This window comes from Providencia sp. PROV156 (genome assembly GCF_028480905.1).
Lineage (GTDB): Bacteria > Pseudomonadota > Gammaproteobacteria > Enterobacterales > Enterobacteriaceae > Providencia > Providencia hangzhouensis.
Genome location: NZ_JAMPPE010000041.1, coordinates 1 through 25066 on the forward strand (window position 1 = coordinate 1; position 25066 = coordinate 25066).

At 39.3% G+C, this 25066-nt stretch carries 17 protein-coding genes; 8 read left to right on the top strand and 9 right to left on the bottom strand.

Translation table 11 applies throughout. From position 1 onward, the window contains the following. Positions 1-4357 (top strand): Ig-like domain-containing protein (locus PSF31_RS20165; protein WP_272683290.1); only part of this gene is annotated, 4357 nt, incomplete at its 5' end. A 58-nt stretch (positions 4358-4415) separates the two neighbouring features. On the opposite strand, the gene PSF31_RS20170 is transcribed toward PSF31_RS20165, so the two are convergent. The 9 genes from PSF31_RS20170 to PSF31_RS20210 all read right to left on the bottom strand — a co-directional run bounded on the left by PSF31_RS20170 (position 4416) and on the right by PSF31_RS20210 (position 14988). After that, positions 4416-5234 (bottom strand): helix-turn-helix domain-containing protein, encoded by an 819-nt coding sequence (locus PSF31_RS20170; protein ID WP_164561240.1) that lies wholly within the window; start codon positions 5232-5234, stop codon positions 4416-4418. Between the two features lie 507 nt (positions 5235-5741). Further along, a complete protein-coding gene (locus PSF31_RS20175) occupies positions 5742-6968 on the bottom strand; it encodes an SGNH/GDSL hydrolase family protein (RefSeq protein WP_096864562.1) in 1227 nt (408 codons plus the stop codon). After that, positions 6940-8109, bottom strand: coding sequence for an SGNH/GDSL hydrolase family protein (locus PSF31_RS20180; RefSeq protein WP_094961456.1), 1170 nt, complete (start codon positions 8107-8109; stop codon positions 6940-6942). The genes PSF31_RS20175 and PSF31_RS20180 overlap by 29 nt, the downstream gene beginning before the upstream one ends. After that, positions 8096-9514, bottom strand: a complete 1419-nt coding sequence (locus PSF31_RS20185; RefSeq protein WP_004261191.1) for an MBOAT family O-acyltransferase — start codon at positions 9512-9514, stop codon at positions 8096-8098. The genes PSF31_RS20180 and PSF31_RS20185 overlap by 14 nt, the downstream gene beginning before the upstream one ends. Positions 9515-9969: 455 nt before the next feature. Beyond that, the gene (locus PSF31_RS20190) at positions 9970-10779 is read right to left on the bottom strand and encodes a protein bax (RefSeq protein WP_096864563.1); all 810 of its coding nucleotides are present in this window, start codon (positions 10777-10779) and stop codon (positions 9970-9972) included. A gap of 492 nt (positions 10780-11271) precedes the next feature. Beyond that, positions 11272-12417: a DUF4056 domain-containing protein gene (locus tag PSF31_RS20195; protein WP_096864564.1), complete on the bottom strand. Its 1146-nt coding sequence runs from the start codon at positions 12415-12417 to the stop codon at positions 11272-11274. Further along, positions 12417-13562 (bottom strand): BamA/TamA family outer membrane protein, encoded by a 1146-nt coding sequence (locus tag PSF31_RS20200; RefSeq protein ID WP_096864565.1) that lies wholly within the window; start codon positions 13560-13562, stop codon positions 12417-12419. The genes PSF31_RS20195 and PSF31_RS20200 overlap by 1 nt, the downstream gene beginning before the upstream one ends. Further along, complete coding sequence (locus PSF31_RS20205; RefSeq protein ID WP_004261181.1) at positions 13562-14581, bottom strand: hypothetical protein; 1020 nt, start codon at positions 14579-14581, stop codon at positions 13562-13564. Before PSF31_RS20205 ends, PSF31_RS20200 begins: the two co-directional genes overlap by 1 nt. Before the next feature lie 224 nt (positions 14582-14805). Then, positions 14806-14988 carry a hypothetical protein gene (locus PSF31_RS20210; RefSeq protein ID WP_004261179.1) on the bottom strand — a complete coding sequence of 61 codons (183 nt, stop codon included), beginning with the start codon at positions 14986-14988 and terminating at the stop codon, positions 14806-14808. A 252-nt stretch (positions 14989-15240) separates the two neighbouring features. Between PSF31_RS20210 and PSF31_RS20215 the strand changes: the two genes are divergently transcribed. The 7 genes from PSF31_RS20215 to PSF31_RS20245 form a co-directional block, all read left to right on the top strand. Then, positions 15241-16698, top strand: a complete 1458-nt coding sequence (locus PSF31_RS20215) for a DUF4026 domain-containing protein (RefSeq protein ID WP_096864566.1) — start codon at positions 15241-15243, stop codon at positions 16696-16698. Between the two features lie 270 nt (positions 16699-16968). Continuing rightward, positions 16969-17427: a regulatory protein RecX gene (locus PSF31_RS20220; RefSeq protein WP_164561239.1), complete on the top strand. Its 459-nt coding sequence runs from the start codon at positions 16969-16971 to the stop codon at positions 17425-17427. Positions 17428-17688: 261 nt separating this feature from the next. After that, positions 17689-19107, top strand: a complete 1419-nt coding sequence (locus PSF31_RS20225; RefSeq protein ID WP_036958415.1) for a carbohydrate porin — start codon at positions 17689-17691, stop codon at positions 19105-19107. A gap of 216 nt (positions 19108-19323) precedes the next feature. After that, entirely contained in the window at positions 19324-20682 is a 1359-nt protein-coding gene (dcuC, locus tag PSF31_RS20230; protein ID WP_004261170.1) for an anaerobic C4-dicarboxylate transporter DcuC, read from the top strand. A 276-nt stretch (positions 20683-20958) separates the two neighbouring features. Further along, positions 20959-22218: an aromatic amino acid transport family protein gene (locus tag PSF31_RS20235; RefSeq protein ID WP_094961452.1), complete on the top strand. Its 1260-nt coding sequence runs from the start codon at positions 20959-20961 to the stop codon at positions 22216-22218. A gap of 286 nt (positions 22219-22504) precedes the next feature. Then, positions 22505-23779, top strand: coding sequence for a bifunctional O-acetylhomoserine aminocarboxypropyltransferase/cysteine synthase (locus PSF31_RS20240; RefSeq protein ID WP_096864568.1), 1275 nt, complete (start codon positions 22505-22507; stop codon positions 23777-23779). Between the two features lie 368 nt (positions 23780-24147). Beyond that, the coding region (locus PSF31_RS20245; RefSeq protein WP_336298890.1) for a phospholipid carrier-dependent glycosyltransferase at positions 24148-25066 on the top strand (919 nt) is incomplete at its 3' end.

Below are 25066 nucleotides of genomic sequence, written 5' to 3' on the forward strand. Positions count from 1 at the left end.
AACCGATACTGTCGGAAATATCGGGACGTCCACCGGGCAGTTTACCGTGGATAGCAATATAACGCTGACTGCACACTTAGACCCTGCGAGCCAAGACAATTCGAATGCGTTGATAACCTACTTAAAACGACCTCAAATTAGTGGAGAAGCTGATCCCGAAAGTAAAATTACCGCTGAGTTTAAAGGACAAATTAAAACGGCTTACGCCGATAGCCAAGGAAAATGGTCTCTGATTTTTGATGTTGATGCGAATGAAGGCAAGGATAATCACTACAAGGTCATCGCAGAGGACTCTGCTGGTAACAAAGAGACAATTAGTCAGAGTTTTACATACCTGCCCTCATCAGTAGGATCTGGAGACATTCACCCCCCGACTCTAACCGCCACATTAGATGCTGCGTATGATAGTGGAAAGCAAGGTGATTATATCACCAATATTAAAGTGCCTAAATTTACAGGGAACGCCACAGCGGGGGCTAAAGTTAGACTGACAATCGGGAATGAAAGTTTCTCTACATTGGCAGATAAAGTCACTGGAAATTGGGAAATCCAAGTTAAAGAGCTCGCGGAAGGGAATTGCCAGTATCTTGTGACAGCGGAACACCCAATAAATGGGCAAACAAAGGATATTTCTGGGAATATTTTTATAGATACTACTGCTCCTGTATCCACAATTGAACTAAGTACAGAGACAGATACAGGAACTAAAGGAAACTTTATTACTGCACATCGTAAACCTGTATTTACAGGAAAAGGTGAGCCGAGAAGTGAAATCACTCTGGAACTAAATAATGAGTCGGTTTCGACAGTTGTTGATAACAACGGTTTCTGGAGTTTATCTTTACCTAATGAATTACCAAAAGATTTTATTGGTGATTATAAAGTTACCGTTACGGATACGGCAAATAATCAATTTGAAACAATAGACACACTGACGATTAATTCGAGTAAACCGGAGATTACCGATGCTGCTCTGGCTTCACCTTGGAAGAGAGGTTATCATCATGGTGATAAATCAACCAATGATTTAGAGGCAACTTTTACAGGAAAAGTAACCCCTGGTTCAAGTTTACAATTTAAGTTTAGACTGAGTAAGAAGGATGAGCATATTTTCTCCATCTCAGACATTGATAAAAATGGAAATTGGTCTTTTAGCTTACCGCCAGGTTTTCTTAAAGTGGATCGCCGTTATGACCTTGATAATTTGGCATTAATTGCAACGTCTCCAGCTGGGTTGACGACAGAAAAGGTGATTGAAGAAAAAGGGATTCAAATAAAGGATTGCGTTTTAAATGTGGCATTTCAAGTTGCGGCAGAGTCGAGTAGCACTGGGGAAGTTGATAACTCACTAAGCTCAAGTCGTTCCCCTAAGTTACAGGGAAAGATTTCAGGGGCATCGGATAGAGATGAGCTTACAGGAACCATTTTTATTGGTGGAAAAACTTATTCAATAGGTTTTGGTAAAAGCAGAAGCTCATGGAATTTCAAAGTCCCCGACGATGTTCAATTACCATTGGGGGAAGTCCCTTATACCCTCAAATTTAAAGATGTTTATGGTTCGGTAAGGGAAGTATCTTCTTCTGTATTTATCAGTGATTTCAAGTTTTACCTTGACCCAGATACAGATTCTGGCCAAATCGGTAACCACAATACCAATCATAAAAAACCCGTTTATAAAGGCAAAATAACAGCCGGTGGCACGATCTCAGCCAAAGTAAATGGTAATAGTTATCCTATTCAAGCCAATGAGCAGGGAGAGTGGCGTTTCGAAGTACCGATTAAAGGGGATGGCGCTTACCATATTAGTTTTATCCAAGACGATGGTACAGTTTCAGTTGGGCAAACAACACTTAATATCCTCACTAAGGCACCCATATTTAATCATTTTCAGGTTGCTGAGGAGCAACTTCATGCGGGTACACAAGTTGCGAATGTAACCAATCCTAAATTGGTTTTCACTTATAATGGAAATATGGATTATTACTTGATAAACGTGAATGGAAAAACGACTCGACATAATAAGCTAAAAACTAAATATAATGGCTCTAAAACAGTTTTTGCTAATGAGCTGGCATTACCTGACGGCGAGCATGTGGCAAAAATAACTGCATTTGATATCGCGGGTAATAAAACTGAGCATGAAGTAATTATTAAAGTGCTCAGTGATGAATCCGGTAAGACTGCCCCAAGTATTGAATTTGGTGTGAATGATAAACAATTAATTTCTGAGAAAGATGGCAAATTACTTTTCAACCAAAATGATTTAACACTCACGGGGACTACAAGCGTCGCAAGCCTAGTTACCATCAAAGACATAAATGGAAAAACACTTGGTACGACAAAGGCAAATAATCAGGGGAGTTGGCAGCTGAAATTACCCAGTGATGTTGTTCCTGTAGGTATTAAGGATGGTGAAAAAATTCAATTATCGGTTACGGCAAAGGATTTAGCTAATCGTGAAACGCAGTTTGAGTTTGATTTGGTATATGACATTACCCCGCCAGTATTGAATGCGGTATTAGACGAACAATCATCAAATGGCGGCACTATTCATGTTAACCAACCAACATTTAATGGAACAACCAAAGCTAATTCGGAAGTACGCTTGACGATCAATGGAAATATATATCGTACTACCGCTGATTATGATGGTAATTGGCAGATTAAATTGCCTGATAACGAAGCACTTGCTGATGGCGTGCATTTCTATGAAATAGAAGCAGTGGATGTGCTTGGGCAAATAAACCAGAACAAAGTTTCTGGTAACTTTATTGTGAAAACAGTCGCCTCAGTGAGTGGGGAATTAGAAGAAGATTCAGACTCAGGTATTCAGGGCGATGACTGCACCAATGTAAATAAGCCTACATTTAGCGGAATTACCGAACCAAATGCGACAATTCGATTAGTGTTTGATAATAAAGTTACATCAATTTTTGAAACTACCGCCAATGAGAAAGGAGAGTGGACGATCCAGGTAGATACTGAATTGAGTGACGGTCTTCATGATTATGTCATTTTTGCGATTGATAATATTAAAGGTATTAAAGGACAAGTTTCTGGGCAATTGGTTATTGATACATTAGCACCTGATTACCTTATTGGTGGTGTGGTAGATCCTATAGACTCCAGCACTAAACCGAATATTTTAACCAGTATGACGAGGCCGACTTTTGCTGGGATTGCAGAGCCTAGCACTTATTTGGAAATCACAGTTGGTCAAGAGATCTACACGAATATCCTTGTTGATAAACAAGGGGAGTGGAGCTTTACGTTAACAGAACCACTAATCGATGGGACACATGATTATCATATAAGGGTAACTGACATTGCCGGGAACTTAGGGGCAGACAATTTAACCGGAAAAATTACTGTTGATACTCAAGCGCCAGAAATTTTAGGGGGGCTAAATAACACCACTGACTCAAGCCACAAGGGCGATAATATAACGAATATCAATAAGCCAAAATTTAGTGGGGTGACAGAGGCTGAGGCAGTTATTGCGCTTGAAATTGACGGTAAAATCTATCAAGGGGTGGCGGATGAAAAAGGAAACTGGGCGATATCTGTTACTGATGCCTTGATTGATAAAACCTATGATTATCGTATTGAAGTTAAAGATGCCGTGGGAAATAGGCAGGCGCTTACAGGGCAAATGACGATTGATACTAAAGCCCCTGAGCTTGTTGGTCACTTAGATGTTATGACTGACTCTGGCGAAAAAGGCGATGATATAACTAATATTAATACGCCAAAATTCAGTGGGACAACGGAGCCAGACACTCATGTATTTTTAACCATTGATAATCATACCTATGAACAAAAAGCGAATAAATTAGGCCAATGGGAGATCTCGGTGTCGAACCCATTAGCTGAGGGTGTGTATGACTATGAAATTAATGCATACGATCAAGCGGGTAATCAGGCACAGCAATCAGGAAAGGTGACTATTGATACCAAAGCCCCTGAGCTTGTTGGTCACTTAGATGTTATGACTGACTCTGGTGAAAAAGGCGATGATATAACTAATATTAATACGCCAAAATTCAGTGGGACAACAGAGCCAGACACTCATGTATTTTTAACCATTGATAATCATACCTATGAACAAAAAGCGAATAAATTAGGCCAATGGGAGATCTCGGTGTTGAACCCATTAGCGGAGGGGGTGCATGACTATGAAGTTAATGTATATGATCAGGCAGGAAATCAGGCACAGGTTCAAGGTAATCTTACTATTTATTCCGATTTGCCCGATGCAACTGTAACGCCAATAGATAATACAGGCGGTACTCAGGTGGATATCCCGCCAATAGATACCTTAGCGCTTCCATCTGATATCGAGGAACACTATTTTTAATTGAATAATAGCCCTACCATGAAAATGGTAAGGCTAAAGTTTAAAGGTGAATAAAGTACTAAATCAAGGAATGGGGGAAGCTTGGCTGCGCATGAAAGCTTTTAAATGCCAGTAAAAAATAAGGGACATCATCATAGCCGACTTCTTGGGCGATACGTGTCATAGGCATATTTTCTGTTCTAGATAATATCATTGCTTTGTTCATTCGGGACATTAAGCTAATTTTGGAAAAACTTGTATATTCACTGGCTAGTCGTCGTTTAAGGGTTGAAGGACTCATATGGAGTTTTTTTGCGATAGTATCTAGAGTATGGCATTGTTTACCTGCGCTATGAAAAATTAAGTCATACACTTTATCTTTTATCGAGATATTCATTGAGGCATATAATGTAGAGGTAAATTCATTCACCAGTAAAAAAAATGATAGAATAAAGTTTAAATGAATATGAATAACATTATGGCTGGTCGGTGAGTTAGCTTCTTTAATTGCAGAATGAAATACATCTTCAATAATCGGGTTTTCTTGTAAGCTAGTACAACAAATTTGGCTTATTGAGAGTGTCTTTTTCTTATTAATAAATAATGCTGCATGCTGTTGGTAAAAGGATTTTAACATATCGGTGGTCATTGGAAGTACATCTACAGCCAGCAGATTGTGATTATCAAGATTGATTATCTCAATTGATGATCCTTTGGGGAGAAAACAGATATCTGCAGCCGTTAGTCTTTGCCATGGGCCTTCTTCTATCCGTATTTCAATTTCGCCAGACCTCACTTTAAATAGTAGAGAGTGAGTTAGATAAAAGCTATTTTTTATTTTATTTGATAGGGTTTCAATATAGGTATGAAACGATTTAACACAGAAATTAGTCGACATTTTTGAACCTAAATAAATATTACCTACGATTATTACCGTAAAATTATTCTGGTTGTGTCAAAGAATTGTTCACGGCTTCCATATTTTTAATAACAAACCTTGAGCTTGCATAAGCTGAAAGATCGATTTGTTATTACTTCCTGACTTAATAAACTTCAGTGTATAGCGATGTGGTTTATTAAAAGGAACGCAGGGATACTAATTTTATATAGGGTATATTGATTTAATTACTGGTCACGATTTTTTATGTTTTTGAGAGAGAACAATAAATTCTTAACGAGTCAGTAATATTCCGAGAGCCATTATTTTAACTCATTGTTTTTATTTAAAATAATTATTTTTATTTTAATATTGGAATTATGTTTTTAGAGTAAAAAAAAGATAAGTAAGAAAAAAACAAAGTGAAATGACAACTATTAGGTGCTTAACATTAAAAAATAGTAGGAGTAAATAAAAAGGCAGAGTACGTTGAATATACTTCTGCCTTATCGTGCGTTGGACCAGTAATCAATTCAATATTTGGTTTAACTGACTATATAGGCCTTGTGCGCTCTTCTTATAACCCTCGACGGAGAGGTGCACATTGTCAGGTCGTGCTAAATCTTGTGCTGCCCATGTGCGAATTGAACAAGGGCCACCCATAAAGGCTTGCCAGTCCCAAAATAGCGTATTTTCCTGAGCTGCAACTGTTTTTTGAATTTGAATCACACTCGTTAAATTCACTGGCATCTGAGCTTGGCAACTCGCCGCATCATTAAATTTAAGTGAATCATTCGGGCCGATAAGTAAAATAACGCTATTTGGCATTTGTTGGCGAACTAAGCGAATTTTAGCGCGCAAATTTTGCTCGTAAGCAGCTAAATCTAACGTATCGTTAAAAGCCTCATTGGTTCCATAGGCTAAAATCACCATATCAGGGGACATTTGCGCTAAGGTTTCGCTCCATTGTGGTTGCCATTTATCTGTCATACTCAATGTTGCACCATTGAGCCCAAGAGCTGAAAACATCACTCCTGGTTTTTGCGAACGCACTAACCACCCACCAATTTTCAACCCATCACCTTTATTAACAGTAACTTGGGCTGGAAGCTGGGTATTTACAGGGGACGAAAATACCCACTGGTTGCCTGTGGCTGGCAATGCAACATTGGGGGAGACTGCAGGAGCGACACGCATTTGTGAGTCACTTGTGCTTTGGTATAGAGTTTGTAGCTGATAAGCACCTAGCGCAGGCTGTAAAGGCTTGAGCACTACTTTACTGTTGGCTGCTTGTGGCTCGGCAATTAGCCCACCAAGTGGGTAATCAAAGCGTTCATCTTTGCGGCTTGAAGCCAGTGACCACTCTTTCTTTTCGCTCATACGGTTAATGGTCGCTGTTCGTTGTCCAGGTACCGAAATCGGAGGAATGAAGCCTGGGCCCGCGTCACCATAACGTTGCTGAAATAATGTTCTTAAATTACCGCTGAAAAAGTCAGCGGCTGTATGTGAATCACCAATTTGGACAATGTGAACTTGTTGGTTGCCTTGGCGCAACTTATTTGCCAACTGTGGCAAATTAGGCTCTGCGTTATTGACCAACTGCCCTTGTGCAACGACTGGCTGGCCTTTAGGCAGGCTAGTCGTGCGAGTTTTGTCTGATGTGTTCTGGCAAGACAATAAGCCCAGCGACAAAAGCGCAATCACGCTACCCGCCAATATTTTGGACTTAGCTTGACACAGTTTGTTCAGTTTCATGAGGTTCCTTTTCTTCCTCTTCTTCGAAATGAATGAGTGAGAATACTTTTTCAGCGATCAATTGTTGACCTTTTCCGCTGAAATGGATCCCGTCACCACTTCGCAATTTAATGGTACTACTCGCATCACCGATATAGTCAGAATAGGTATCGCCTTTATATTTAAAGACATCATTGACCGAAAAGTAAATTTCACCGTTGTCTTCAACTTCAGATTGGTAGAGGCTACTTAAGAATTTCATGCCATCGGAGAGCGTATTTTTACGCATATTAGGAGGCCCAACCCAAATAACATCAACATTGTGCTGGCGAGCGGTCGATATTATATCACCAATTCGTTCACGGTACACTTTTTCCCAATCTTCACTTTTAAATTTGACGTATTTATAACCCGTCTGTGGTGGCATATCCCAAGGGTCGTTAGGTCCTAAAAAAATGACTAAAACCTTAATGTTGGGGTTATCATTCAATGCCTTAGCAATGGTTTGGGGCCAATTGAAAAAGCGTGGATACGCCAGTCCTGTACTTTGCTTGCTTAGATTAATGCTATCGATATTATATTTTTTCAAGAGCATGTTTTTAACATGTGGAGCGACGCCTTGCATCATGGAGTCCCCCGCGAACAGGACTTGTTGGCCCTTTTCGATATTGGCAATATGTTTTGCCACGATTGGCTGATCTTTTTTGATTGTAAAACCACCAAAGTTAATTTTCTGGTTTTTCTCTCTAACTTGTGGTCGTTTAAGCCGCTCAGGGAAAGTAATCGATAAGCTTTCAGCTGGATAAATATAGCCATTTACGAAATGAAGACCAATTTGAAACTCTTTGGGGAAACTGAGTTTTTTATCTTTATTGGCCAGTTCAAGCTCTGCGGCTTGTTTGTCTTCCTGCGCTTTTTGCCCTGATGCGTAATAAGTGAATAAGCTTCCTGCTTCAAGCGCACCATCATGTAAGTAAGCACCATAATCCCAGATAGGATTCCCTGCCATTTTCGCCCATGGGGTATCTTGGTGATATTTTTGCTGCCAAAATCGTTCTAGTGAGCTTTGATTCAACCAAATTAATAATAGGCCAGCAATTAGGACAATAAATAAAATCTGCCCAACTTTGATTAGGGTATTTTTAAACTCAGAAGTTAGCATAAATAAACCCCGGCATACCTGAAGGAGAAAGCATAAACATAATAGTTAGAATAATCGCGAGCGGAATAGGATAATAATACCAAGGAATGGTTTGGTATTTTTTTGCCACATAATGGTAGCCTTGTACAAAATAAGGGTAGGTAATCAGTAGTAGCCAAAATGCGATTAGTAAGCCTAGGCTTGCATTAATTGAAGCAATAAAACCAGGTGCAATGATTTGATTGGCCATTAACAGGGCATCATCAAATGAGGGGCTACGGAAGAAAATCCATGCAAAGCAGACAAAATGGAAAGTAATAATTCGTGACACCCAAACGGATAATGTTTTATTAGGAATCACTTGGGTCCATCCTAATTTTTCCATGCATAAACTCTTAAGATTGAGTAGCACAATTCCTAATCCATGAATGGCTCCCCAAACTACAAATGTCATTGCTGCACCATGCCATAACCCTGAAATGACCATCGCAAGGAATACATTGGTATTCATACGGCTAAAACCTTTGCGGTTACCGCCTAGGGGGATATAAATATAGTCGCGAATAAATGTAGATAAGCTGATGTGCCAACGGGCCCAAAACTCTTTTAAATTTGCAGCTAAATAAGGCGCATTAAAGTTAACAGGGACTCTAAATCCTAATAATAACGCGATGCCCGTCACCAGATTGGTATAACCTGAGAAGTTAAAGTAAATATTCCAAGCATAGGCATAGGTTGCTACTAGGATCTCTCCCGCATTGTAACCCACGGGAGAATCAAAGACTGGATTTACAAAATTTTCAGACAAGTAAGAGCTAAATAAAAACAATTTCACTAGTGCTAATGAAATAAGCAATATCGCTTTTCGAGGATCTAAAACCTCACGGCTTTCCGCTTGTATTTGGGGAAGAAAGTTCTTCGCGCGGTTGATTGGCCCTGCGACGATGCTCGGAAAAAATGCAAGATACAATGTTACATCAAAGAAATCGGCTTTGGGAATTTCTTTGCGACAAACTGATACCGTATAGCTTACCGAATGGAATACATAAAATGAGAGTCCAAGTGGTGCGAGTATTTCCAATATAGGAAGACCAACACTAAAACCAAATTTATCGAGTGTTTGCTGAATAGTCTCTTGGAAGAATGAGTAATATTTAAAGGTGGTAAAGAAGCCAACAATGACAGCGGTAAGAATACCGTATATCCATCGACTAGAGAGCCAATTGGTTGCCACGTTGGTAAGCAAATAAATAATCAGTGTGTAGCTAAATAAGATATAAGCAAAGTCAGGACTAAATGAATAAACAAAAAAATAGCTAGCAGTGATTAATAAGCCATTTTGTAACTTTGCACTGGGCTGACAACCCCAATAAATAAGAAAAAAAATCAAGAAAGAGCCAAGAAACTCAAAAGAGAAGAAATTCATATTAGACTCAAAGATGTTAATTATTTTGTTAGAAGGTTAGGGTATATGATATTTGATCTCTTTTTCTATGCAATCAGAATATTGCTTGTCATATTGCTCGTCATATTTCGAGCGGTGACTTTGTTGGCTACGTTCAGCTACCCTAGTCACATACTTATGTATGCTCCTAGGGATAGCTTCTCTTGCCGCCTCGCCACCACTCGAACTATTTAGAGCAATGTGGTGAAACTGAAATGCCCAATAAAAGACAATTAAACCATCAGATTAAAAACGAGAGATAGCTTCTCTTGCCGCCTCGCCAACACTCGAACTATTTAAGGCAATAGAGTAAATCTAAAAAAACATAAAAAATGAATTGGTCGAATGAGTTAAGTAAGTTCAATGCGGTTTGTGAGGGATAAAAAAATCCACTTAGTTAAGTGGATTTTTTATGTCTTGTACCTGGTGATACAAAATTAAATGCGAGTGGATGCTCTTTGCTGAGCTTGTGTAATCAATTCTTCATTACTCGCGTACATCTCTTGTAAATAGCGGTTATAAGTAGAACCTAACTCTGAGTACCCTTTCATATCATTGATTAACTTTTTAGTATCTAGCTCATCTTTTGATAGACGCTGTTTTGCTCGTGAAGTACGTAGTGACTCATAAGCATTATGGGTATTCATATTTTTCATATAAGCAGTCACGGTCTCTTCTACAGAAGAATATGTAGAATAGCCTTTAATCTTTCCTTGTTTGGTCTGGCAGCCACTACCGCAGCGCATACCAAATAAATTACCGTTTTGCAGAGCAAGTTGTGATGTACCCCAACCAGACTCTGTTGCTGCTTGTGTGGCAACTAAGTGTGTTGGCATGATGTCGACACGACTCAATAGTTTGTTCCAATTTAAACGTTTTGGATTACTACATTTCATACCATAGCTATTACAGATTTGTTCAAGACGGCGCAACTCTTGTGCGCTCCACTTCTTATTAGCCCGTACTGATAGCAACCAAGTACGTTCAGCCATAATCTGCTTATTCACTTTTTCAATAACAGGGACAACCGTTTTCAAAAATGCTTTCTTTCGAGGCGTACCAGAAGGGTATTTACGCAAGTCAGGGAGTGAGGTTTTAGCCTGACTTACATTCTGTTGCACAGTTTTATTAGTATACTCTTTATTGAGCATTGTGCTGGTACTGGTGGAGCCCATACTCAGGCTCGAAAATAAAAGTAAAAATAAGAAAGCGAAGACGGCGTTTGTCCTCATCGTTCGAGAGGGCATTTGCTTCTCCTAAGTATCTCTGAACAAAATTCGAGCGAATATTAGCAGATTAATTTTTCACGAGCTACATTTATCCGGGTGACATTAAGGAAACTTCTGTATTATTTTGTGGGTTTTTTTATATTAATATGAATGTATTGATTTTAAATGACCTAATGGTTTCGTTTGGTATATTTTCATATGATGAATTATAAATTAAACTGTTTATTCCCGTGGCATTCGCGCTTTACTTAAGTTAAATTTGAGTAAAAAACACACAATTCATTTAGTTATTATAGGGTTATTTTGTCTGAAAAATAAGCAGTTGGTAGTCTATTTTTTGACCGAAATGAGTTCTCCATCGTTTTATTAAAGCCTATCGAGGCGACAAAAGTGAAATAAGATTATTATCTGCAAATGAGTAAAAAGTGACATTTACCTTAAATTTTAAGCGCAACAATGTCAGGATAAAGTCCTATAGGGTGAGTCATATGGATATCACAAATAGTCCCTTTAAGGTTTTAAAATTTGTTGCAGTAAATCTTGTTGCTTCGCATCTTCCGCCAGCTGTGGAAAATCTGCCACTGTCCAATAAGAGGTCGGTTTGGGGAGCTGTTTCATATTTCCAGTAGGGAGCAAACGCAGTTGTGCGAGTAATGACAAATCATATTTGAGATAGCGGTCAGGCAACGTTAAAAATAAGCCTTCAGATGGCATAATTTGTGGGGGCATCAGAGGATAACGTTGGTCACTTGTTTGGTAATCTCTTGTTAAAACAAGAAATTTCTCTGGTACTCTACGGTAACTGTTCCACCATAAACCATCAACGCTATCAAATATTTTTCGCGTGGTTTTTCTATCTTTGCTACCGAGTTGGTGAAGGGCCAGTGGAAGAATATTTTCCATTGATTGAGAGTAAGTGGCTAAAGAGCCTGCTCGGCCTTGTAGTATCAAAGTTAAGGCGAGACGGGAACCAAGTAAATTTGAGTACAGGTCTTCAGGGGAAAATGCGGAAACCCCTTCAGAAAACCCCGGTACAGATTGATAGCCATACCACTGTGCAATTTCATGCCATACCGCGAGTTGGAAAGCCAATTTTGCGGCTAAGTAGGCGCTTAGTGTATAGCGCTGTTTGGCGGATTGTGGCGGTTCAAATGCACTGAAATGTATTTGTCTATCCGCTAATTCTTCACTCAGTGACAACGACCATTGTTGGCCTAGACGTGGGTAAATTTGGCTAAATAAGTAAAAAGTATAATCTGCAGTATCTCTGACATGGGAAATATCAATAAACCCGCTTTTATCCGTATAGAGTAAGCCTATTTTTTCATTACTGAGCCCCATTAATGCCGCAGAGGCACCTAAAAAGCTGTCATTATAATGATGTTCTCCTAGGCTATCTGCTTCAACGATATTATCGATAGTGTAAAACGGGACAGGTAATCCCCATAGCTCAGCTTGCAAGTTGTAGCCAAAGGCGCAGCAAGCGCGCAAACCTTGTGGTGGGGCTAAGGAAGCAATAACAGGCCAATTTTGTGAGGCTTCTTCAAAAGTATAGGGGGTAATGACAGGCTCAATAGTGGGTAATTCCAGTTTGTCATGACTTTGGCAGGCGGCTAATAAAAGTCCAATTCCCATTGCCAGAACCCATTTGAACATTAAAATGCCTCCCCAACTTGAAAATATACCCCTGTACTGTTGCGGCCGACACCGAAATCCAAGCGAACATTCATTCTTGGTTTAAATTCAAAACGATAACCTACGCCAACAGTGGGCAACCAATGCCCTTGGCCTAATTCAGATGCAGCATCACTCATGGTTCCTGTTCCTAGCCAACCCACAACGCCATGACGCCAATCGAGTTTATGGCGAAGTTCAATTTGGCTGGTGAATATATTGTTATCACGATAGCGGCCTTCGTAATACCCGCGCATACGGTTACCATTACCGAGTAATGATAGCTGGTTCCACGGTACATTTCCGGTTGAAAACCTCGCATAATTGTCGAATGCAATAACAGTCTCTTCGGCTAAGGCATGGTAATAGGCATATTGTAATTGGGTGGTTTGGAAACGTGTATCGCTACCGAGGCTAGGCGCAAAATAAGTATAGATGGCCTCAAAAGCTTGCCCATGATAGGCATTGGGCAGAAAATCTCGTGTGTCATAACTGTAGTATGCACTGATGCCTGAATTTAACACCGAACGACCCCCAATTGAATTGGAGAAATACTGTTTGGCGCCATCATCAGGATCGCTGGCATTGATTGATGAAAAGTCCCAACCAAGACCAATATAAGTCGAATCGGCTAATTGATATAAGACTCTTGGGGTTATTTGGAATTCTTGGGAATGGTACTTTTCTTTATTGTGATCGTTTTTCCCTGCAGAATATCCCTTACCCCAGTAATAAGTGGGAATATTGTTAATGGTGCCGGAAACAAATAACCGCCACTGGTCGTTATCAATAAAATTATAATTGGTAAAATTTAAGCCAAACGCGCCTGTAGACGACGCAAAACCACTTAAGCCAATAGAAGACGGCTGGGTTTGTTTATCTTCTTTATCTATTCGATATAAACCAACCAGCGCAGTACCAATACCAACGCCCATTTCGGGGGTATAAAATGGCCCCGGTAATACGCCCCAATCGACAGTTTTACTTTCATCAAAGCTATTTTTTCCACCGAGATCGTTTAACCAGCCATCGATTTGCTGGCGATCAGGGAGTAAATCAGCTTTAGCGGGAAAAATAATAAAAAGGCTGAGCAAGGCCAGCCTTTGGATAATTGCCGAATGCCACATTAAAAACGGAATTCCCCAGAAATATAAAAACTATTTCGGTTATTAAAACCGACTTCTGTTAACACATTAAAGTTTCTAGTGAGTTCGACACGGGCACCGATAGTATTATTCCATTTATGGGCAAGATGTTGTTTAACATCGAATTTTGCATCGTCTGGCGCTAATGCCATCAACCCACTCAATTCAGGCGGTAAATCTAGTTTATTAATATCACCTTTGAATCGTTGGGTAATATCTTGATACATGGCACCAGTCCAAATTTGTAGCTTTGTATTACCTTGACCAGGGATTAAAGGTTCAAAGATAAATTCATAACCAACCCGAGGAGTTACAACAAAAGCAGTAATGTCACCGTCTAAGATATCAAGGCTTGTTCTGGTATAGTTAAAATCTAATGTACTAAAGAATTGGTTATACCCACCAGCGAAGGTAACACCACCACCATACGTTTTTCCTTTATAATCTAATTCAAAAGGCAGATTTTTACCGATATCAATTATATTTTCTTTGCCAAAAATTTTGACCCGAGCTTTTACACTATCAAGATTTGTGGTTGATGTTCCTTTGGTTTTTCCATAAACGCCATATACGTTCATAAATGGAAAGACCCAAGTATCGAGTTTTAACATATGTGATTCATTCTTACTGCGTGTATGTCCTGTTTTAATCATTAAGTCATCATTTAAATCGAATTTAACAAAAGGAATATTTACGCCCTTTTCTGATTTAAAGGCTATTTTGTCAACTTTTATATCTTGACGTAGGTTCATATATCCGTAGCCGATCCCAAAAGGTTCCGGTAAATCATACCCTCGAGCGCGGGCTTCATCGCCCCAAATCGGCAGTACTCGTGACTCTGTGGTAGAAGAACGAGTAATGCCGCCTTCGCTGTTACTTTGTGGGACTCCAGACTCACTTACAGAGACCGAAAATAACGGACGATCACTATCGGCAAAGCTCACAGACATGCTCATAATAGAAGAAAGAATCAGTGCAGTACTGAATTGAATGCGTTTCATAAAATTGGCTCAATCTTTAGATAATAGAGAGGTGTAGTTAGGTATATCTATAATAGTTGGAATTTTAACATTGATAATTTTTTTATCGATAGCGCTTAATGCTTTTTTATGAAGATCTAAAACTAGATACCTGTATGTTAATTGTTTATTTAAGATTAACATTTTTCATACCTAAAATAGCTGCCGATGCAAGAAATAACATCGGCACGATAGGGCTGAAAATACTACTTTTTGTTTTGTTGATGAAACTTAACACGCTCATGAAAATAGGCTTTTAAATGGTCTTCCATTTGGTGAATCTTTTGTTCTAAGGCGTTGACCAGCACTTCATCGCTATTCATATCGAAAACGCGCTGCATCGCCAGTTCATCAACATATTCTTTTTGTGCCTTGGTTAAATCAGCCATATTTGAATTACCTTTATTGAAATAGAACTTTTGCTTTATCAATTTAAAGCAAATTAAAGAAAGTGCATTATTGTGCCTCAGTCAATACAGTATGAAAAGTAGAATAACTGATTGTCGAATAATGATTATTTATTAACTTAGTTGCAATACGAAGGATCAAATCACAATCTCTGTTTGTTAAGAATAATCACAATATTCTTAATGAATATAAGCTGATATCCTCGCCAGAGTCACTTATTAATAGGTCTGAAAATGAATAATAAACAACACTACCTTGATACCGCAGCAGGTGAGGGTGAAAAAGAAGCATCAATGATGGTTGCTATCCCTGGTTCTGAGCTGACGTCTTTATTATTAGAGCAGCGTTTAGAAGAGCAAACTTATTTCACCGATGGTGAAATAGACTACATTCCTGAGGATGGCGGTTTTTTCTTTAGCTGTAAAAAAGATGAAGAAGAATTACGTTTTTATATCTCTTTAGTGGATAGCGACCCTGAATATACCATCAATCCTTATTTTGCCACTGATCCAATCAGCCCTGAGCTGTATGCAGAGGCCAGTGCTGCTCCTCAAGCAGTGATTGTTGAATGTTTATTTCAAGGGCAGCCATTAGCTAATTACCTTCAGCAGCTGAAAATTATTCAAATATTAGTGCCAGATTTATTACTAGGCTTGGATATTTCTGCCGCAGGGAAAGTGTTTACTCGTGAGTGGCTTAATTTCCAACTCATTGATGATTTGATGCCAAGCATTGATTCTTTGTATGTTGTTCATGCTATTTATGACCAAGAAGATAACGAAGACAAGCCGGAAGAAGAGCGTGCTCCGACTATGTATTGGTTCCACACGCACGGTTTGGCACGTTGTGGTTTGTCGGAAGCGGAAATTATTATACCGCACCCGATTGCTTCTTATTATGGTATTCCCGAACTATTTTGGAGCTTCGTGAATAACAGTATTACTCACGGAAAAATCGTGTTTAATGAACCTATTTTTATTGGTCAAACCCAAGCAGGCTATGAGTATTTAGTTGCAGTACCGTTTGAAGAAGGGCTGTTGCATGTGGGTAAATCAACGCCAATTGATGATTTGAAGCCACTTGAAGAGATGAATTTCGAGTTTGGTGATGCGTCATCAGCGCGTTTCATGGGGGATTGGCATGATCGAGACGAATCTCATCAGCACCCATCCGCGATGTTGTTTCGTGTGACACAAGAAAACCCGGTATTAGAAAGTTTCTTTGAAGGCTTTGAAGATCAAAACGCGATGATGTTTATGCGTACCGATGAAGAAACCGCTGATATGTCCCGTAAAGCCAAATTACGTTGGGAATATTTTACCCATATGTTAGATAACTACGGGCCAAAACCGGTCGCTCAGAAGAAAGGATTTTTTGCCAAATTCCTCGGTAAAAACGAGGAAACGGAAGATTCGGAATGGCGCTTTTTAGTGAAATGCGGTATTGGTTACCATGATGCAGAAGAAGATTTCGATGGTCATGAACATATGTGGTTTGAACCTGTTTCTTGGAATGGAGACAAGTTTGAAGGGCGTTTAATTAACCATCCTTTTTATGTGAAAAATATGCAAGAAGGGGAAGTTTATCCATTAACGCGCGACGATATTACGGATTGGACAATTTATTTCCAAGACGGCAGTTATACCCCTGATACGATATATAAATTGTTAAGTGGCGCTCAAGTTCACTAACTTGTCATACTCGTCATACTTCAAGCTGCATGGGTGTTGACTGCGCTCAGCCAGCCGAATCACATACTTATGTATGCTCATCGGTCTGTCTTCGTTTGTCGCCTACATGCAACTTGAATTATTTAGAGTATATACGCGTCACGATTCAAACCGCATGGGTGTTGACTGAGCTCCGCCAGCCGAATCACATACTTATTCAAGCTAGAGTACAAAGGTTTATGTTAGACTGGGCGCGCAATGCGCCCAATTTAATGATGAAAATTTAACGCCATGAATGAGTCCGAGCTTTACCAATATGCCTTGTTTATGCTTTCCCGCCGTGATTATGGGAAAGCAGAGCTATTTGCTCGTATGAAACGGCGTATGTATGAAAAAAATGAAGGTATTATTGATGAGCCTTTAATTGAATTGGTGCTTGAAAGGCTAAGTGAGCAACATTTTCTTGATGACGACCGTGTCGCGGGGCTATTAATGCAAGGTTATCTCCGTAAAGGGTATGGACCATTGCGGATAAAACAAGAAATGCGGCAGAAAGGTTTCACTGAAACGGTTGTGGAAAAGCATTTTGCTACTCTAGATGTAGATTGGTTTGAAAAGGCCGCATTGGTTCGTAGTAAAAAATTCGGTGATGACCTTCCTTATGATTTAAAGGAAAAAAGCAAACAAATTAGATATTTACAGTATCGTGGTTTTTTTGGCGATATGATTTATGAGTTATTCAATGGTTAGTTTTCATATTGTTAATTTATAAAATCACTTACTTTTCAACTGGTTGAAATAAAATTTGAACATAGTTTTTGACGTTGTTTATTTTAGATTAATCAGTGAATTGTGAGTTCGATCTTTCTTTTATCAATTTCATGTTAACGTTAACATATCTTTGATCATATACTGTGTTCATGTTCTGGGCAGCTCACTTCACGATAAATCAAAAAAGAGAAGAAAGCGCTAGCAATGATATTTATTGGTTTAATTCAAATAGGTATTAATATGAAGATGTTACCGTTATCTGCGATTGCAGCGGCTTTTGTCATCCTATTCCCTTTGGTGGGGGATGCTCAAACGGATTTAAGCCGTATTGAGGCAAGGCTGGAGGCGTTAGAGAAAAGAGCTGAGTTGGCAGAACGACGTGCCGAAGCTGCTGAACAGAAAGCAGAAAAGCTCGAACGAGTGATGAATATGCATGAAACTACCAAACAACCCATATCAACCGTTGTTAAGGAGCCTATTTCCAATACAAATGTACCAAGGGAGAGTGAAGAAAAACCAACATCTGGGATCCAATACCACAATGATTACGGTGAACTTAAGCTTTATGGCGATGTTGAGTTCAATATGGATGGGGCGAGTCGTCAGGGACAAATTACATCTGTCAGAACGGCTCTTGGGAAAAACAACCAACCAAATAAGAGTGATAATTGGGATATTAATGGACGAATCTTGATTGGGGTAGATGGTAATCATTTGAAAGATAATGGAAATTATGCAGGGTTTTCTGTGCAGCCGCTTGCGGATATGACAGGAAAAATGAACCTTGATGATGCCGCTTTTTATTTCGGGCAAAAGGATCGCTGGCAAGTAAAGCTCGGCCGTTACGAAGCTTATGATATGTTCCCATTAGGACAAGATACGTTTGTACAGTATTCAGGCAATACGGCGAATGATTTGTACAGTGATGGGTTCGGTTATATTTATATGATGAAAGAAGGGCGTGGGCGTTCAGGTGATGGTGGTAGTGTTCAACTTTCCCATTCATTAGATGATTGGTATTTTGAAATTAACGCATTGGTTGAAGATGGTACCGCTTTATTCGATGATTCTAATTACCATGGTTATCAGCTAGATAATAAGAAAAATGTTATTTATTTAAGGCCTGTGGTGGCTTGGCAGCCGAATGATTTTAAAGTGGCTATTGCGATGGAATCCCAAGTTATCAACAATGCCTATGGGGATAACGTTGATGGTCATTGGAAGGATATGTCCAAACGTAATGGATATGGTATGACTTTAGGATGGAATAGCGTAGAAAAAGACTCAGATAATGGCGTGCAGCTAACATTCAGTACTGCATACCTAGATGCAATAGCAGAAACAGATTTATCGTTAGGTGGCTATGCCTTGTGGCGTCGCGCTCAACTAGGTTATATCTATGCGCATAATAATATTAAAGATTTTAATGCAGTAAATATTTCGACAGACCCTAATTCAGTATTGAATAACATCCCAGGTAAATATGATATTCATACTTTATATGCTTCTTATGAGTTACCTCAAATTTTAGCTATAGATAATTACAAAATTTATCTTGGTGCTTATTACTCTAAAATTAATGCAGATAACCCTAATTTGATTAGTCATCATGATGATGAACGCTATGGTGTTCGTGCTCGCTTCAAATATTTTTTCTAGTCTAAGTTAAGCCGTTCTTCCTATGTGTTGTTAATAAATAGGAAGATCGGCTGCAAAATAACTATCAAAAAGATTTTTTATTTATTTCTCTTGTGTTTTAACGCATTTCTATATTAAAAATCATCTGCTGACATGATCATTGTCAGTGAATTTTGCTTAATGATTAGGCAGAGTAATTTTTTTATAATTACAAAATAAGACAGGCAGGAGAAATAAATGATTGAGCTCTTAATCGGCGTTATTGTCGCCATTGGAGTTGGGCGTTATATCATAAAAGGGTATTCCGCAACGGGTGTGTTAATGACGGGAGGGATTTTACTTCTAATCATTACCGCTATTATGGGCAAAAGTATTTTACCAGGTTCTGTTCCAACGACGGGGTGGCGTGTAACAGATATTCTGGAATACATAAAATTCCTATTAATGAGCCGAGGTGGCGACCTTGGTATGATGATCATGGTGTTATGTGGGTTTGCATCTTATATGACTCACATTGGGGCGAATGATGTTGTGGTGAAAATCGCTTCTAAGCCATTAAAAATGATCAACTCACCTTATTTGTTGATGGTTGCTGCTTATATTGTGGCATGTTTGATGTCACTGGCGGTATCTTCTGCGACAGGCCTCGGTGTATTACTGATGGCGACATTATTCCCTGTAATGGTGAATGTCGGGATCAGCCGTGGTGCAGCAGCAGCAATCTGTGCATCGCCAGCGGCAATTATTTTAGCGCCGACATCTGGTGATGTTATCTTAGCGGCAAAAGCGGCCGAAATGCCATTAATCGACTTTGCATTTAAAACGACCTTACCGATTTCTATCGCGGCAATTGTGGCAATGTCAATCGCTCACTTCTTTTGGCAGCGTTACCTCGACAGAAAAGAAAATGTCACGACTGAAATGTTAGATGTGAATGAAATTAAAACCCATGCTCCTGCTTTCTACGCTATTTTACCTTTTACGCCAATTATCGGTGTTTTAGTGTTTGATGGTAAATGGGCGCCTGAATTGCATATTGTTACCATTATTGTTGGCTGTATTATTTTGGCTGCAATCATTGAATTCATCCGTAGCTTCAGCGCTAAACATGTCTATAGTGGCTTAGAAGTTTGCTACAAAGGTATGGCAGAAGCATTCGCAACGGTCGTTATGTTATTAGTGGCGGCTGGGGTATTTGCTCAAGGTTTAAGTACCATTGGCTTTATTAAGGGGCTCATTGACCTTGCACAGTCATTCGGTTCTGGTGCAATTGTGATGATGATTGCACTGGTGGTGATTACGATGTTAGCTGCGATGACCACAGGTTCAGGAAATGCACCGTTCTATGCATTTGTTGAACTAATTCCTCATTTAGCAAAACAAATGGGGGTCAATCCTGCTTACTTAGTGATACCAATGCTACAAGCCTCTAACTTAGGGCGGACTTTATCGCCGGTATCAGGGGTTGTCGTGGCCGTATCTGGTATGGCAAAAATCTCTCCGTTCGAAGTCGTGAAAAGAACGTCAATCCCAGTATTAGTTGGATTGGTTGTGGTTGTAATTGCGACAGAAATATTAGTGCCTATATATCTATAACATTTCAGTTTCTCAGGTAAAAAAAATGGCTGAGCGAATAACTCAGCCATTCCTCGAATTAAAAATTAAATACTTTATATCTAAAATTTACTCTTTTAATTGATTGCGAAATTATTTTTTTACAGAATAATTACGTGGCGTTTGTTCTTTTACGTTATTAACGAGATCTACCCCAAAAAGTTGAAAGAAATAGAGTAATTAAATTAGGTACTGTTGCCCATTTAATGCAAAATCTGCACATCTTATTTTAATAACGTTAATGATGAAGAACACAAGATGAGCACAATTGAAAAAGCAGTAGTTACAGAAGATAAACCTGTTAGTAAGTGGACTTATAAGGATTTTACTTGGGTACTTTCTTTATTTGGTACCGCCGTGGGGGCAGGCGTTTTATTCCTACCAATTAAAGCTGGTGCTGGGGGGTTTTGGCCATTAGTAGTATTAGCAATAATTGCAACGCCAATGATTTGGTTGGCCCATAAAGGGTTAGCTCGCTTTGTCTTATCCTCAAAAAATCCAAATGCCGATATTACCGATACGGTAGAAGAGCATTTTGGTAAAGTAGGCGCAAATATTATTACATTTGCCTATTTCTTTGCTATTTACCCTATCGTATTGATTTACGGTGTCGGTATCACGAATACTGTTGATTCGTTCTTAGTAAATCAATTAGGAATAGACCCACTACCACGATGGTTATTGTCTGGAGTATTGATTGCAGCAATGACTGCTGGTGTGGTATTTGGTCGCGACCTTATGTTAAAGCTCACCTCCCTAATGGTTTATCCTTTGGTATTCATTTTGTTAGCTTTATCATTGTATCTAATCCCTGAGTGGAATATGTCCATGCTAGAGGTGGCTCCTGATTGGAGTGCAATGCCTGTGATTGTTTGGATGGCGATCCCACTTATCGTATTCTCATTTAACCATAGCCCAATCATCAGCCAATTTACTAAAGACCAACGTCAGCAGTTTGGTGATAATGCAGTGGTAAAAACGGATATGATTACTGGTGGTGCAGCATTGATGCTGACTGGTTTCGTGATGTTTTTCGTTTTCTCTGTGGTGTTATCACTAAGCCCAGCAGAGCTTGCCGTTGCGAAAGAACAAAACATCAGTGTGTTATCACATATTGCGAATATCAACCCATCGCCAATCCTATCTTATTTAGGGCCTATTGTTGCTTTCGCTGCGATTGTATCAAGTTACTTTGGTCACTTCTTAGGCGCTCACGAAGGTTTGGTTGGGTTAATTAAATCTCGCTCTTCTTTCTCTGTGAAGAAAATTCAAATGGCATCCATGTTATTTATTGTGATAACAACCTGGATTGTGACTATTCGTAACCCAAGTATTTTAGGCATGATTGAAACGATGGGGGCACCAATGATTGCCGCTATCCTATTCATTCTACCTGTTGTTTCGATGAATATTGTTCCTGCAATGAAGAAATTTAGCACTTCAAAACTGGCACAAATCTTTACTTTTATCTGTGGATTAGCGTCTATTACTTCGGTTATTTATGGTGCATTTTTATAGTTATAAATAAAGTGATATAAGAAACAGAGCCATGACTTGTAAAAGTCGTGGCTTTTTTTATATCAATAAGAAATAGGTTATATGGATAGACATTGATATAACTAATTTTTAAGCTGAGGGGAGTGATAATCACCCTCACCATACCTATCAATATGAAATAATTTCAAGTGCAAGTAGTTGCTCGGTGTCGTGGCTTAGGTAATATCTAAGGTTATCACAGCATTATAATAACGTAATCACTACCTCTGGCTGTAACTATTCCAGTGCGTTGCAACAAGGATAACTAATGAAATTAGAAACATTATCGATTCACGCCGGTTACTCTCCTGACCCTACCACTAAGTCCGTTGCCGTGCCAATCTACCAAACCACCTCTTATGCTTTTGACGATACTCAGCATGGTGCTGACCTCTTCGATTTAAAAGTCGCGGGTAATATTTACACTCGTATCATGAACCCGACTAACGATGTTTTAGAGCAACGAGTTGCTGCGCTTGAAGGCGGTGTCGCTGGCTTGGCCGTTGCTTCTGGTATGGCGGCAATTACTTATGCGATTCAAACTATCGCGCAAGCTGGAGACAACATTGTTTCTGTAGCTAAATTATACGGTGGAACCTATAACTTATTTGCCCATGCTCTGCCGCGTTTAGGAATTGAAACACGTTTTGCGGAGCATGACGATCTCGCCGCATTTGATGCGCTTATTGATGATAAGACGCGGGCTATTTTTTGTGAGTCAATTTCAAACCCAGCGGGCTTTATTGTTGATATTGCGGCGCTCGCTGAAGTTGCACACCGCCATGGTATTCCTTTGATTGTCGATAATACGGTGGCGACACCTTATTTATGCCGTCCATTTGAACATGGGGCAGATATCGTCGTTCATTCATTGACAAAATATATTGGTGGTCACGGTACATCACTTGGCGGAATGGTTATTGATTCAGGTAAGTTTCCATGGACAAAATACCCGAATCGCTTTTCGTTATTGATAGAGCCGGATGTGGCATACCATGGTGTCAGTTATACCGAACATTTTGGTGCAGCGGCCTTTATTGCTCGTTGCCGTGTTGCGCCATTGCGCGGAACGGGTGCTGCATTATCACCGTTTAACGCATTCTTGATTTTACAAGGTTTAGAAACCCTCGCGCTAAGAATGGATAGACATACCGAAAATGCGCTAAAAGTTGCGAACTACCTGGAAAATCATCCACAAGTAGAGTGGGTGAAATATGCAGGGCTACCGAGTAACCCTGAACATGGCTTAGCGCAAAAGTATATGAACGGCAAGCCAGCAAGTATTATGTCGTTTGGTATTAAAGGTGGCCAAGAAGCAGGGGCGCGCTTTATTGATGCCTTGAAACTGATTGTGCGGTTGGTAAATATTGGTGATGCTAAATCACTAGCCTGTCACCCTGCATCAACGACACATCGTCAACTTAATGATGCAGAGTTAGCGCAGGCAGGAGTTTCTCGGGATATGATCCGCTTATCAATTGGCATAGAACATATTGATGATATTTTAGCAGACCTTGAACAGGCGTTAGCTGCTGCCAAATAGTTTTACTTTGTATGAATAACAACCGGTTATGGTGAATACCCTGACCGGTTTTTGTTTATAAACTGCCGTACACTTTTTTGTATTAATGACTAATATTAAGAACGAATTAAATTTTCACCTTATTTTTAAATACTGAACTATTCTTTAAACACTCAGTCTTATTATTTGATTCTTATCTCTTTTTGTATATGAGTTGTAGTATTCATTTATTGATTGTTTATATACAGCGACCTTTCTACCAACTAACGTTCGATTTGTTTAAATGAGGTTTAATTGCCATAACGATAATAGCTAAATAAAAGAGCGCGTTTGCTCAAACGAAATAAATAAAATGATTAAATATCAATAAAAAGAATGGTTGAGATGAGATGATTATGGCAAACAATAGAATTGCCTACCTTAAATGGTGTCTGTTATTTGGTTTTGTCCTAGTGACCTATTTTTTACCCTTAAATGGTAGGTTACTGTGGCAACCGGATGAACTGCGGTATGCAGAAATTAGTCGGGAATTGATTATAAGTTATAACTGGAGTGTTCCTGAACTTTTAGATATTCGTTATTTTGAGAAACCCATTTTTGGTTATTGGGTAGGGGCTGTTTTCCAAATGTTATTTGGTGAAAATAACATTTCTGTTCGTCTTGGAGTAGTATTTAGTACATTAGTCAGTGGGTTATTTGTTTATCTCAGCGCTAAAATGGCTTGGAAAAACTCACGTATTGCGTTTAATGCGGCCTTTATTTACCTTTCAATGTTGATGGTCTTTACCATCGGTACCTACAATATTCTTGATCCCATTGTGACAGCATTTATCACTATGGTGATTTTCTTTTTCCAATGGGGATTAACGACAAAATACTTCTCTCATAAATTACTCGCTTTTATGATGATGGGAGTAGCCTGTGGGCTAGGGGTATTAACAAAAGGTTTTCTTGTTTTAGTGCTGCCAGTACTTGTTTGCTCAGTTGCCGCTATTTACTTTAAGCAATTCAAAGAAGTATTTGTTTTCTCGTTTGTTTCACTGTTCACTGCTTTTGTCGTGTGCTTACCTTGGGCCTTTGTTATTGCCAGCCGTGAGCCTGATTTCTGGAACTATTTCTTCTGGGTTGAGCATATTCAACGTTTTATGGCGAATAACGCGCAAAACAAATCCCCATTTTGGTTTTATATCCCTATCTTGCTCGCTGCGGTATTACCTTGGCTAGGGTACCTTTTTGGTGCGCTACGACACGCATGGCAGCAAAAAGGGTTACATATTTATTTTCTATTATGGTTTATCGTGCCATTTG